General features: G+C 66.5%; 11 protein-coding genes. All 11 read left to right on the top strand.

Annotation, left to right across the window (positions count from 1 at the left end; translation table 11 throughout):
- Positions 1–62 precede the first annotated feature (62 nt).
- Genes dctP (ACV17W_RS08765) through ACV17W_RS08715 form a run of 11 tightly spaced genes read left to right on the top strand, consistent with a single transcriptional unit; the run spans position 63 to position 12,093 of the window.
- On the top strand, positions 63–1,052 hold the full coding sequence (dctP, locus tag ACV17W_RS08765; RefSeq protein ID WP_462596035.1) for a TRAP transporter substrate-binding protein DctP: 990 nt from the start codon (positions 63–65) through the stop codon (positions 1,050–1,052).
- A gap of 1 nt (position 1,053) precedes the next feature.
- The gene (locus ACV17W_RS08760; protein WP_462596034.1) at positions 1,054–2,670 is read left to right on the top strand and encodes an amidase; all 1,617 of its coding nucleotides are present in this window, start codon (positions 1,054–1,056) and stop codon (positions 2,668–2,670) included.
- The gene (dctP, locus tag ACV17W_RS08755) at positions 2,667–3,671 is read left to right on the top strand and encodes a TRAP transporter substrate-binding protein DctP (RefSeq protein ID WP_462596033.1); all 1,005 of its coding nucleotides are present in this window, start codon (positions 2,667–2,669) and stop codon (positions 3,669–3,671) included. Before ACV17W_RS08760 ends, dctP (ACV17W_RS08755) begins: the two co-directional genes overlap by 4 nt.
- Positions 3,658–4,287 (top strand): TRAP transporter small permease, encoded by a 630-nt coding sequence (locus ACV17W_RS08750; RefSeq protein ID WP_462596032.1) that lies wholly within the window; start codon positions 3,658–3,660, stop codon positions 4,285–4,287. Before dctP (ACV17W_RS08755) ends, ACV17W_RS08750 begins: the two co-directional genes overlap by 14 nt.
- Positions 4,284–5,555 (top strand): TRAP transporter large permease, encoded by a 1,272-nt coding sequence (locus ACV17W_RS08745; RefSeq protein WP_462596031.1) that lies wholly within the window; start codon positions 4,284–4,286, stop codon positions 5,553–5,555. Before ACV17W_RS08750 ends, ACV17W_RS08745 begins: the two co-directional genes overlap by 4 nt.
- A 16-nt stretch (positions 5,556–5,571) precedes the next feature.
- A complete protein-coding gene (locus ACV17W_RS08740; protein ID WP_462596030.1) occupies positions 5,572–6,969 on the top strand; it encodes an MmgE/PrpD family protein in 1,398 nt (465 codons plus the stop codon).
- A gap of 26 nt (positions 6,970–6,995) precedes the next feature.
- On the top strand, positions 6,996–8,150 hold the full coding sequence (locus ACV17W_RS08735) for an acyl-CoA dehydrogenase family protein (protein WP_462596029.1): 1,155 nt from the start codon (positions 6,996–6,998) through the stop codon (positions 8,148–8,150).
- Positions 8,147–9,337 carry a CaiB/BaiF CoA transferase family protein gene (locus tag ACV17W_RS08730; protein WP_462596028.1) on the top strand — a complete coding sequence of 397 codons (1,191 nt, stop codon included), beginning with the start codon at positions 8,147–8,149 and terminating at the stop codon, positions 9,335–9,337. The genes ACV17W_RS08735 and ACV17W_RS08730 overlap by 4 nt, the downstream gene beginning before the upstream one ends.
- Positions 9,334–10,092 (top strand): GntR family transcriptional regulator, encoded by a 759-nt coding sequence (locus ACV17W_RS08725; protein WP_462596027.1) that lies wholly within the window; start codon positions 9,334–9,336, stop codon positions 10,090–10,092. Before ACV17W_RS08730 ends, ACV17W_RS08725 begins: the two co-directional genes overlap by 4 nt.
- The gene (locus tag ACV17W_RS08720; RefSeq protein ID WP_462596026.1) at positions 10,089–11,309 is read left to right on the top strand and encodes an MFS transporter; all 1,221 of its coding nucleotides are present in this window, start codon (positions 10,089–10,091) and stop codon (positions 11,307–11,309) included. The genes ACV17W_RS08725 and ACV17W_RS08720 overlap by 4 nt, the downstream gene beginning before the upstream one ends.
- Complete coding sequence (locus ACV17W_RS08715) at positions 11,293–12,093, top strand: HpcH/HpaI aldolase/citrate lyase family protein (protein ID WP_462596025.1); 801 nt, start codon at positions 11,293–11,295, stop codon at positions 12,091–12,093. Before ACV17W_RS08720 ends, ACV17W_RS08715 begins: the two co-directional genes overlap by 17 nt.
- Positions 12,094–12,150: the final 57 nt, after the last annotated feature.

Raw genomic sequence — 12,150 nt, 5'->3', positions numbered from 1 at the left:
GCCTTGGGCCGCGCGGGCGCCGTCCGCGCTGCATTGCAGTACTCATCAAAGGAGATATTGCCATGTCGTATTCAGTCTGGCGCCGCGCGGCGCTGCTGATAGCGCTGTCGGTCCCGCTGGCGGCGGGTGCCGTCGAAATGGTGCTGACCTCGGAAGTCGCGGCTTCGCATTGGAAGACGCGCTACATGAACGAGTTCGCCGCGGACGTTGCCAGGCGCACGAACGGCGAAGTGCAGGTCAAGGTGTTCCCGGCATCGCAGCTCTACAACGACCAGGACGGCCTGGCGGCCATCGGCACCGGCGCGGTGCACATGGTATGGCCGGTTTCGGTGCGGCTCGAGACTCTGGATCCGGCGCTGGGGTATGTGAATCTGCCGTTCGGCCTTTCGGACGAGATGATGGCCAACGAATGCTTTGCGACCGGCCTGACCGAACTGATGTCCGAGCGCCTGAAGTCGCGCCAGTTGCAGGTGCTGGGCCTGCTGCGCACCGCCGACCTGTTTTTCATTTTCCGGGATCGCTATGTGAAGTCGCTGGCCGATATGCGCGGAGCAAAGCTGCGCGTGACGGGTGGCCGCATCTTCCTGGACATGGTGCGCAGCTTCGATGCCAGCCCCGTGTCGATGGCGGCGTCCGAAATGAGCACCGCGCTGGCACAGGGCGCGATAGACGGCGTGCTGACCTCGCCGGCCGGCTGGGCCGAGATGATAGGCAAGACCGGCAAGTATGCGTTCCATGTGCCGGGCATGTCACTGGCCACCTATGCCGTGGTGGCAGATCGACGCTGGATGGACGCCCTGACGCCAGCGCAGCGTCAGGCGGTCTCCGACAGCCTGAACGAGATCATCCAGCGGCAATGGGAGGAGGCCCGCGCTGCGGACGCCAAGGCAGTCAGGCAGATGGAGGAACAGGGCTCGGTATATCGCCTCGCCGACGAAGCGGGGGCTGCTGAGTGGAAGGCCCGTGCCGACTCCGCCAAGAAGGTCTATACCGAGAAATACGGCGACGTGGTCAGGCAGGTCGAGGCCATCGGCCAGCGTTGCGGGGCCTGAGATGGACGACCTGATCGAATCGGCGCGCGCCTGGTCGCAGGCGCGCGGCTTACCTCTGGACGAGGCGGACCTGCCGGACCTGGCCGCCGCGGCGGCCGGTCTCGCCAAGGCAGTGGAGAACGAGTCCGGGGTGCTGGATATGGCCACGGTCGCCGCGCCTTTCGGACAGGTGCTGCGGGCGATGGCGCCCGAGCCGTGGGCCGAGGGACCGGCGCAATCCTGTCCCGACGCGATCGGCAGCGAGGCGTGGACGCTGGCGAGCCTGTCCCGGATCGACCGCGCCGCGCCTGGCCGGCTCGCGTGGATGGACGTGGACGCGGATGCTGCCCTGGCCGAGGCGCGGGTGCTCGACGACGAACGCCGGAGGGGCCGGGTACGTGGCCCTCTGCACGGCATGCCGGTCGGCATCAAGGACATGTTCGACCGGCAAGGGCGCGTTGCCGGGTGGGGCACGCCCCTGCGCAGCCACTGCGCGCCGGCCGTCGCCGACTCCGCGGTCGTGGCACGCCTGCGCGCGGCAGGCGCCGTCATCCTGGGCACGCAACACATGGCCGAATTCGCCATGTCACCCACGGGGTGGAATGCAACCTACGGACCGGGGCGCAACCCCTGGAACACCGACCACGTGTCGGGCGGCAGCTCGAGCGGCGCCGCCATGTCCGTCGCGGCCGGCCATGTGCCGCTGGCCATCGGTTCGGACACCGGCGGTTCGGTGCGGCTCCCGGCAGCGCTGTGCGGACTGACGGGCCTGAAGCCGACCCAATACCGCATCAGCGTGGCCGGCGCGATGCCGCTGTCGGCAAGCCTGGACTGCATAGGTCCGCTTGCCTGGTCGGCAGAACTGTGCGGACAGGCGTACCGCGCGTTGGCCGGCGCCGACGGCGTGGACCTGACGTGCCTGGACGCCCCCGTGGCGCTGGGTCGGCCGCCGCGCCGCATGCGCGTTGCCGTGCCGCGCTGGCGCGACGACGACCCCATGTCAGGCGACATGCGTCAGGCCCTGGATGAGGCCGTGCGCGTGCTGCGCGCCGAGGGGGTGGAGTGCGTTCAGGTTCCTTCGCCCTTCTTGCTGCTGCAGTGCGCCGGACAACTGGCGTCCATCGTTCTGGCGGTGGAGGCGGCCGCGCTGCATCGGCGCTGGCTTCGCGAGTATGGCGCGGAATATGGCCACCAGGTTCGTCGTCGCATTGCGCGCGGCCTGCTGGTGTCAGGCGTCGATTTTTGCGATGCCCTACGGCTGCGCGGCCCTTTCCTGCGGCACTACCTGCGGGACGTGCAGGCCGGCGTCGATGCATTGCTGCTGCCCTGCACGCCTGACGTGGCGCCCCGCGTGGAAGACACCCATGGCGGCGATCAGGCCAGGCTCGAGCACGAGTTTGCGCGCTTGTCGGCATGGACCCGCGGCATCAATTACCTGGGCCTGCCCGCGCTGACGCTTCCGGTCGGTGCGGGCGCGGGCGGCCTGCCCCTGGGCATGCAGCTGGTCGGGCCGCCACTGGGAGAAGACAGGGTGCTGGCGCTGGGACAGTTGTTCCAGCAGGCCACCTCATGGCATGCGCGTCGCCCGGCGGCATGCGCGCAGGCCGGTCTGCGGGCCGCCGACAAGGAGACGACATGAGGGCAATCTGGAAAGCGGCGGCGCCGTGGTGCGCCGCACTGGCGATGGGATGGTGCGGCACCTCGGCCGCGACGGACATGGTCATTACCAGCGAGATCCCGTTGGCCACCAATCCCAGTCCGTACATCGAACAGTTCATCGCCGACGTGGCCAAGCGCACGGATGGCGCCATCCAGGGCAAGTATTTTCCGGCCTCGCAGCTGTACAACGACCGGGACGGTCTTGCCGCGTTGGGCACCGGTGCGGTGCAGATGGTGTGGCCGGTGTCGTCCCGCCTTGAACAGTTCGATCCTCGCGTGGGGGTGGCCAGCCTGCCCTTTGCGCTGAGCACGGAGGAAATGACCAATCCATGCTTCGCGGCCGGATTCACCCGCATGATTTCCGGCTATCTGGAACCGCGCGGCATAAAGGTGCTGGGCTTCCTGCGCACGGCCGACCTGATATTCCTGATGAAAGATCGCGACATCCAGCAGGTGGCCGACCTGAAGGGCCAGAAGGTGCGCGTGATAGGCGGACAGATCATGCTGGATGCCATGCGTTCGGTGCAGGCCAGTCCCATCTCGATGTCGGCCTCCGAGATGTCGGCGGCGCTGTCGCAAGGCGCCATCGACGGCGCGATGACCTCTCCGGCCGGCTGGGTGGATGTGCTGGGCAGCACGGCGCGTTATGCGACGCTGGCGCCCGGCATGGGCCTGGCCACTTCAGCGGTCACGGTGGACAAGGCCTGGCTGGATGGCCTGCCCGACGCACAGCGCGAGGCCATCGAAGCGTCCCTGGCCGAGATCATCTCCAGGCAGTGGCGCGAAACCGTGGACAAGGACCGGCAATTGATCGAACAGATGGTGGCCAAGGGCGGGACCTACCGTGTCATGTCCGAGTCAGAAGTCGACAAGCTCAAGGCGCGTTTCGTGGCGGCGGGCGAGGGCTTCCGCAACAAGCACGCGGCCGCCGTCGCGCAACTCGAGGCCGTACGCAAGGAGTGCATTCATGATGGCAAGTGAACTGGAATCCCCAGCCTTGCCGGTACGGGCGGGCCAGGGCGAGGCGAGGCGGACCGCCCCGGAGTTCGGCAGGTTGGGCTGGATCTCGCGCTTGGTGCTGGCGCTGGCCACGATACTGGCACTGGGCGCGACCTGCATCATGATTCTCGAAGGCTTCAGCCGCTATGTGCTGAACGTCAGTTACTTCTGGGCGGAAGAGTCCGTGCGGTTCCTGATGGTGTGGGCGTTCTTTCTGACGCTGGGCATCGCAGGTTTCCGCCATTGCCACATCCGCACCGAGCTGCTGGTGCAGCGCCTGCCCGGCCCGTTGCAGCGTGTCGCGTGGCTGCTGTCTTGCGCGGTGGGCATGCTGTTCGCCTTCATCCTGGCGTATTCATCCATCCCGCAAGTGCACCGTTTCTACACCATGGGCATGGTGTCCGAGTCATCGCTGGAACTGCCTATGTGGATGTTGTTCCTGGCCATGCCGGTGGGCGGCATCGCGCTGTTCGCGTATTACGCCTGCGCCGCCTGGTACGCCTGGCGCTGGGGCGACCCTTTCCAGCCCGCTCCGGTTGACGACGAGCCGGACGCCGGGGTAGCCGCCGCCATTTCACGCCAGGAGCCGCCGCTATGACATTGGGACTCTCCGTAATCGGGCTGCTGGTGCTGCTGGCGCTGGGCGCCCATGTGGGAACGGCCATGGGCCTGATGTCCAGCGCGCTCGTCATGTCGGTAGACGGCGTGCCCCTGACCGTGGTCGCGCAGACTGCATTCAAGTCGATCAACAGCTATCCGCTGATGGCCATACCGATGTTCGTGCTGATGGGCAACCTGATGATGCGCGGCAATATCGTCGCGGTGATGATCGAACTGATCGGCAGCCTGGTGCGTTGCGTGCGGGGAGGCCTGGCGCTGACGGTAATGCTGGCCTGCGTGTTCTTCGCCGCGGTGTCGGGGTCGAGCGTGGGGTCGGCGGCCGCCATCGGCGCCGCCACGGTCGATGGACTGAAGCGCGAGAACTACCCGCCGCGGTTCTCCGCCGCGTTGGTGGCGGTGGGAGGCACGCTGGGCCTGATGATCCCGCCATCCTTGGGATTCATCCTGATCGGATCCATTGTGGGCTTGCCGGTCGACCGCCTGTTCGTGGCCGGCATTATCCCCGGCCTGATGGAAGCCGCGCTGCTGCTGTCGACCACTGTCTGGCTGACACGCCGCCACGGCTATGGAGCCACCACGGGCAAGCCGGACCTGGCCGGGTTTGCGAGACGCCTGCCGAAGGCAGCGGGCGCGCTTTCGATGCCGGTACTGGTGCTGGGCAGCATCTACATGGGAATCTTCACGCCTACCGAAGTGTCGGCCGTGGCGGCCGGCTATGCCGCGCTGCTGTGCGTACTGGTGTATCGCACCATGAACTGGGCCGCCGTCTGGAAGGTGTCGCAAGAGTCCCTGCTGCAGTCCACCATGATTTTCATGGTGGTGATGGGAGGCAGCCTGATCGGCTTCATTCTGGCCCGCATGGGTGTTTCGGCGTCGCTGATCGGCTTCATGGAACGCATGGACATGTCGGCGTGGCAGTTCCTGCTGCTGGCCAATGCCGTGCTGCTGCTGTTGGGCATGTTCCTCGACGGCGTGGCCATGATCGTACTGACGGCGCCATTGCTGTTTCCGATGGCCATGCACTTGGGCATCGACCCTGTGCACTTCGCCGTCATCATGGTCGCCAATGTCGAGATCGCCACGCTCACGCCTCCCATCGGGCTGAATCTGTTTGTCATGAGCGGCATCGCGCGCATACCGGTCGAGCAGGTGGCCCGCGGCGTGTTGCCGTTCTACGTCACGCGCCTGGTGTCGCTGGGCCTGATCACTTTTGTACCGTCGCTGTCGCTGGTGCTGCTGAATTGAATACAGGAGAATGGCTATGAAAGACCAAGTTCAATCGCCCGCCGCGCTGGCGCTATCCGAATCGCTGGCGCAGTTCGCCGCCGGCTTCGACGCAGCCGGCATTCCGGCTCAGGTGCGCGAGCGAGCCCGGCTGCTGATGCTGGATTCCATCGGTATTGCGCTGGCCTCGCACGGTTATGAGTTTTCGCGTCGCGCGCTCGCCGCGATCGGCGAACTCGACAGCGGTGGCGACAGCGTCGTCATCGGCTCGGGGCTGCGCATGGACGTGCGCAACGCGGCGTTGGCCAACGGTGTGCTGATCCACGGCCTCGATTACGACGACACCCACGCCCGCGGTGTGATTCATGCCACGGCGTCTGTCCTGCCGACCGTTCTGGCGCTCGCGGCGCGCGATGACCGTTCCGGTTCCGATATGGTCGCCGCCTACGTGCTGGGCATGGAAGCGGCCACCCGGCTTGGGGCCGTGGCCAAAGGTGGGTTCCACCAGGTGGGCTTTCATCCGACCGGCCTGATCGGCACGTTCGGATGCACGCTGGCCGCCGGCTGGCTGCTCGGGCTCAATGCGCAGCAGCTGGCAGATGCACAGGGCATTGCGCTGTCCACCGCTTCGGGCAGTCTCGAGTTCCTGAACGACGGCGCATGGAACAAGCGTATGCATCCGGGATGGGCCGCGTCAGCCGGCATCACGGCAGCCACCTTCGGCAAGCACCGCTACACGGGCACCCGCCTGGCCTACGAAGGGCGCTTCGGCCTGTACGCCAGTCATCTGGGCGCGCGCGAGTACGACCTGGGATTGGCCACCGCCGGCCTGGGCACGCTGTGGGAAGTGGAGCGCGTGTCGGTCAAGCCCTTGCCGGCCTGCCACTTCACGCATGCGGCGATCGACGCGGCCGTCCGGCTGCATGCCCAGGGCGTGCGTCCGGACCAGATCCGGCGCATCACCGTACTGGTGCCGGAACAAGTCGTGAAGACTGTCTGCGAGCCCGAGGCGGCCAAGCGCAAGCCCGCCAATAGCTACGAGGCACAGTTCAGCATTCCTTATCTGGTCGGCACCGCGCTGTGCAAGGGCCGGCTGACGCTCGACGACCTGGAAGAAACTGCCTTGCGCGACGCCACGGTGCTGGGGCTGGCGGCCATCACCGATTATGGCCACGACCCGGCAAGCGACTTTCCGCTGCACTACGGCGGGGAAGTCATTGTCGAACTGCACGACGGACGCACCTTGCGCGAGCGCGAAGCCATCAATCGGGGCGCGGAAGACCGGCCGCTCACGGCAACCGACATCCGCGCGAAATTCCACGACAACGCCCGGCGGCAGGTGTCCGCCGAGCGCGCCACGGCCATCGAGTCCGGCGTGCTGCAACTCGAACAGGGGTCGGCGCGACAGCTTGCCGCCAGCCTGGCGCAGCAATGACTGAAAGCATCACTCGGAGAAACTGCATGACCACGCATGATGAAGGCCAGGAACAACTCATTCTGGATATGGTGAGCCGCTTCCTCGAACAAGAGGTGCGGCCGCACGTCTGGCAATTCGAACATGACGACACCTATCCGGTGGAGATCGTCGAGAAAATGAAGGAAATGGGCCTGTTCGGTTGCCTGATTGCGCCCGAATACGGCGGGCTGGGCCTTTCCACCGTCACCTACGCAAAGATCATCGAACGCATTTCAGAAGAATGGATGTCGCTGTCGGGCATTTTGAACTCGCACTTGATCATGGCGGCCGCAGTGCAGCGCAACGGCACTGAAGCGCAGAAGCAGGCCTACCTGCCGCGCTTTGCCACCGGTGAGCTGCGCGGCGGCATCGGCCTGACCGAGCCCGATTGCGGTACGGATCTGCAGGCCATCCGCACGGTGGCGCGCCGCGATGGCGACGAATATGTCGTCAATGGCAGCAAGATGTGGATCACCAATGGCTATCACGGCAACTGCTTTGCGCTGCTGGTCAAAACCGACCCGCAGGCCGAACCTCGCCACCGCGGAATGAGCCTGTTCATCGCCGAGAAAGGCCCGGGTTTCACCGTCAGTCGTCAGCTGGAAAAGCTGGGCTACAAGGGCATCGATTCCACCGAGCTGGTGTTCGAGAACTACCGCATTCCGGCCGACCGGCTGGTGGGCGGTGTCGAAGGGCGCGGCCTGCAAATGGTGTTGAACGGCCTGGAGCTCGGACGCATCAACGTCGCGGCGCGCGGCGTGGGCGTGGCGCAGGCGGCGCTGCGCGAGGCCGTCAGGTACTCGCAGCAGCGCAAGACGTTCGGCAAGCCCATTTGCGAACATCAGGCCATACAGACCAAGCTGGGCGACATGGCCACGCGCACCGAGGCGTCACGGTTGCTCACGCTGCGCGCGGCCGAAGCCTATGACCGCGGCGACCGCTGCGACATGGAAGCCGGCATGGCCAAATTGTTTGCTACCGAGACAGCCGTCGAGAACAGCCTGGAGGCCATGCGCATCCATGGCGGCTACGGCTATTCCAAAGAGTACCTCGTGGAACGCTTTTACCGCGACGCGCCGCTGCTGGTGATAGGCGAGGGCACCAATGAAATGCAGCGCATCATCATCGCCCGACAGCTGGTGCAAAGGAACCGCATATGAGTCTGCCGCTGACAGGATTGCGTATTGTCTCGGTAGAGCAGTACGGTGCGGGGCCATTCGGCACGCAGCATCTGGCCGACCTGGGCGCCGAAGTCATCAAGATCGAGAATCCGCGCGATGGCGGCGATGTCGGCCGCGCCGTGGGCCCGCACTACTTCGGGCCCGGCAACAGCCATTTCTACCAGGCGTTCAATCGCAACAAGAAAAGCGTCACGCTGGACCTGAAGCATCCGGACGGGCGGCTGGTGCTGCACGACCTGTGCCAGCACGCCGATGCGGTATTCAACAATTTGCGCGGGGACTTGCCCGGCAGGCTGGGCCTGACTTACGAGGCGCTGAGCCGCATACGCCGCGACATTGTCTGCGTGCACCTGTCTGCGTACGGCCGCGAGGGCGAGCGCGCCAGTTGGCCCGGCTACGACTACCTGATGCAGGCCGAAGCCGGGTATCTGTCGCTGACGGGCGAGCCCGACGGGCCGCCGGCCCGCTTCGGCCTGTCCATCATAGACCTGATGACGGGCACCACCGCCGCCCTGGGCCTGGTATCTGCCGTGCTGGGCGCGCGCCAGACCGGGCAGGGCCGAGATGTCGATATCAGTCTGTTCGACGTGGCATTGCACAACCTTTGCTACGTGGCCACCTGGTACCTCAACGGCGGGCACCAGACCGGCCGGGCGCCGCGCTCGGCGCATCCGTCGCTGGTGCCCAGCCAGATGTATCGCACCGCAGACAGCTGGATCTTCGTGATGTGCAACAAAGAGAAGTTCTGGCCCTTGCTCGCCGAGGCCATGGGGCACCCGGAATGGGCCGAAAACCCCGACTACCGCAGCTTTGCCGACCGCCTGAGAAACCGCGAGCGCTTCAACCAGGAGCTCGAGGCCGTGTTCATGACGCACAACACTGATCACTGGATGGCCCGGTTCGCGGGCAGGGTTCCGGCGGCCCCGGTTTATGATGTGGCGCAAGCGCTGGAGAACCCCTTCGTGCGCGCCCAGGGTTGCCTGCTCGATGCCCACGATGCAGAAGGCCGTGCCGTGAAGAGCGTGGCCTCGCCGATCCGCTGCCCCGGTGAAGCGCCATTGGCCAGAGCGGCGCCGGCGATGGGCGCCGATACCGATGAACTGCTGGCGCAGGCCGGGTACGAGCCCGAACACATCGCCAGACTCAGGAAAACCGCAGTTCTATGACCTTGAAGATCGAAGCGCCCGGCGGCCGGCCGCGCTACCTGCAGTTGGCCACGACGCTGGTCCACGAGATCCGTGGAGGACGTTATCCGGTGGGCAGCCTGCTGCCCACCGAGTTCGAACTGTGCGACCAGTTCGGCGTGTCGCGCTTTACCGTGCGAGAGGCGGTGAAGCAATTGGTGCAAATGGGCATGGTGACCCGGCAGCCCGGCGTGGGCAGCCGCGTGCTGGCGGCCGCGCCGGTCACGCAATATACGCAGACCATGTCGGGCATTACCGACCTGCGGCAGTATGCCTACGACACGACTCTCGAAATAGAAGGGCAGGCGCTGCTGGAAGTCGAGGGATCACTGGCCGACACTCTCGACGCCTCCACTGGCGAAACCTGGTTGCATATCTGGGGACTGCGCTATACCGAAGCGCACGATGCCCCCATCTGCATGACCGACGTCTACATCGCGCCCGCGTTCCGCTCGGTGTCGGGCCTGCAGGGGCGCATGACGCGCGCCCTGTACGCCGTGCTCGAAGAGCAGTTCGACCTGCAGATCAAGACGGTGCATCAGGACATACGCGCCGTCGTGCTGGACAAGGCGGCGGCACGCCGGCTCGAGGTCAAGCCGGGCACTGCCGGCCTGCGGCTCGAACGCCGCTACCTCGATGCGCGCGACGGGCTGGTGGAATTGGCGATCAGCGTGCATCCGGCTGATCGCTTCAGCTACCGCGAATCGTTCCGGCGCGACTGGCAGGTATCGGCGTGAAAGCATCGGGAGCGGGCGTACTGGCCATTACCCTGGCGGTCCAGTCACTGGTGGCAGCCGCAGCCCTGGTGGTGCCGGTGCTTGCGCCGGTGATCAGCGTATCGGCAGGGGTTGCCGCGGAGCTGGTGGGAATTTATGTGGCGCTGGTGTATGTGGGGGCGATGGCGGGCAGCCTCACCGCCGGCAGCTGGGTCGCCCGCGTGGGCGCCATACGCGCCAGCCAATGGGGGCTGGTGCTGTGTGCGGCCGGCCTGTTGTGCAGCCTGTCCGGCCACGTTGCGCTGCTGGCGCTCGGGGCCGTGCTGCTGGGCCTGGGCTACGGGCCCATTACGCCGGCGAGTTCGCATCTGCTGATCCGTACCACGCCCGTTCATCGCATGTCGTTTGTGTTCTCCGTCAAGCAGACCGGCGTGCCCCTGGGCGGCGTGCTGGCCGGGCTGCTCGCCCCCAAGATGGAAATCGCCATGGGGTGGCGAGGCGCCATGCTGGCAACGGCGTTGGGGTGCCTGGCCTGCGCGGCTCTGGCCCAATGCGTCCGCGCCGAACTCGACGCCGATCGGCGTCCGGGCCGCGGCGCCCGGCTGGGCGACCTGGCGGCGCCGCTTGCCCTGATCTTCTCGCGCCGCCCCTTGGCTCTGCTGGCCGGCGTGTCGCTATGCTTTTCTGCGGTGCAATGGTCGTTCAGCGCGTACGTCGTCACGTATCTGCACGATGACCTGGCCTACACCCTGGTTGCTGCGGGCGTGATGCTGTCGCTGGGCCAGGCGGCCGGCGTCGCCGGCCGCCTGCTGTGGGGCTGGTGCGCCGACCGCTACCTGGGTCCGGTGCTGATGCTGGCCTTATTGGCGCTGATGATGGCGCTCGGCATCCTGGCGCTGATTTTGCTGCCGGCCGGCGCGCCCGTTGCCGTTGTGGCCGTGGCGCTGATGGTATCGGGCGCGGCCGCCGTGGGATGGAATGGCGTTTATCTGGCGGAAGTCGCCCGGCAGGCCCCGGCCGGCAAGGCCAGCTTAGCAACCGGAGGGGCGCTCACTTGCACCTTCCTGGGCGTGGTGCTGGGGCCGCCGGTGTTTGGCGCGATGGCGTCGCTGCTCGGCAGCTATCGCATTGCATTCGTCTTGATCGTGCTTCCCGCGTTGTTGTTCGGCTTGTTGCTGGCTACGCAACGGCGTCATTTCGTGGCCCTGGAGCCTTCTGCGCATGTCTCGTCTTCGTAGCCTGCTGTTCGTGCCGGGCGATCGGCCCGAACGTTTCGACAAAGCGGCCGCCGCCGGTGCCGATGCCATCATTCTGGACCTCGAAGACGCGGTAATGCCCGACTCCAAGACTGGCGCTCGCGGCATGGTGGCGGCTTGGCTGTCCACCAGCCGGCGACCCGCCATCGTGCGCGTCAACGCTGCCGATACGCCGTGGTTCGACGACGACCTGCGCGTTCTGGCGCAATCGGGCTGCCGGGCTGCAATGCTGCCCAAGGCGGAATCGCCCGAAACGCTCGCCCGCGTGCGAGCGCAGTTGGGCGATTCGGCGGCGCTGTTTCCGCTGATCGAGACTGCGCGGGGGGTGGAGCAGGCGCGTGCCCTGGCCGATGCCCCTGGCGTCGAGCGGCTGGTGTTCGGCAGCGTGGACTACGCGCGCGATACGGGTATCCAGGATGAACTGGGCTGGTTGCCTGCCCGCGTCGGCCTGGTGCTGGCTTCACGTCTGGCCGGACGTGCGGCGCCCATCGACGGCGCCATTTTGCACTGGGACGACGCGCAGCTCGTCCAGGCGTCGGCCGCGGCCTCGCGCCGCATGGGTTTCGCGGGGCAGCTGTGCATCCATCCACGCCAGGTCGCGCCGGTAAACCAGGGCTTTCTTCCGTCTGAAGACGAACTGGCCTGGGCACGCCGTGTAGTCCAGGCCGTGGCCCAGGAAGGGCGCGGCGCGGTGAGCGTCGATGGCAAACTGGTCGACAAGCCGCTGCATGACCTCGCACTTGCCTGGCTGGGCCAGGTGCAGTAGCGTCTGCCGCAGCGGTTATCTTGGGGCGCGCGCCACGTCCGTGGCGCGCATGCCTAT

This window comes from Bordetella sp. MIP270_01_BMS (assembly GCF_054958705.1).
The sequence above is the reverse complement of the archived record's forward strand: the minus strand, read 5'-3'. Positions and strand labels throughout refer to the sequence as shown.

Coding starts and splice junctions, on each gene's coding strand:
- ACV17W_RS08730 (WP_462596028.1), top strand. CDS start 8,147: ATGAGTCTGCCGCTGACAGGATTGCGTATTGTCTCGGTAGAGCAGTAC.
- ACV17W_RS08735 (WP_462596029.1), top strand. CDS start 6,996: ATGACCACGCATGATGAAGGCCAGGAACAACTCATTCTGGATATGGTG.
- ACV17W_RS08750 (WP_462596032.1), top strand. CDS start 3,658: ATGATGGCAAGTGAACTGGAATCCCCAGCCTTGCCGGTACGGGCGGGC.
- dctP (WP_462596033.1), top strand. CDS start 2,667: ATGAGGGCAATCTGGAAAGCGGCGGCGCCGTGGTGCGCCGCACTGGCG.
- dctP (WP_462596035.1), top strand. CDS start 63: ATGTCGTATTCAGTCTGGCGCCGCGCGGCGCTGCTGATAGCGCTGTCG.
- ACV17W_RS08740 (WP_462596030.1), top strand. CDS start 5,572: ATGAAAGACCAAGTTCAATCGCCCGCCGCGCTGGCGCTATCCGAATCG.
- ACV17W_RS08725 (WP_462596027.1), top strand. CDS start 9,334: ATGACCTTGAAGATCGAAGCGCCCGGCGGCCGGCCGCGCTACCTGCAG.
- ACV17W_RS08715 (WP_462596025.1), top strand. CDS start 11,293: ATGTCTCGTCTTCGTAGCCTGCTGTTCGTGCCGGGCGATCGGCCCGAA.
- ACV17W_RS08745 (WP_462596031.1), top strand. CDS start 4,284: ATGACATTGGGACTCTCCGTAATCGGGCTGCTGGTGCTGCTGGCGCTG.
- ACV17W_RS08760 (WP_462596034.1), top strand. CDS start 1,054: ATGGACGACCTGATCGAATCGGCGCGCGCCTGGTCGCAGGCGCGCGGC.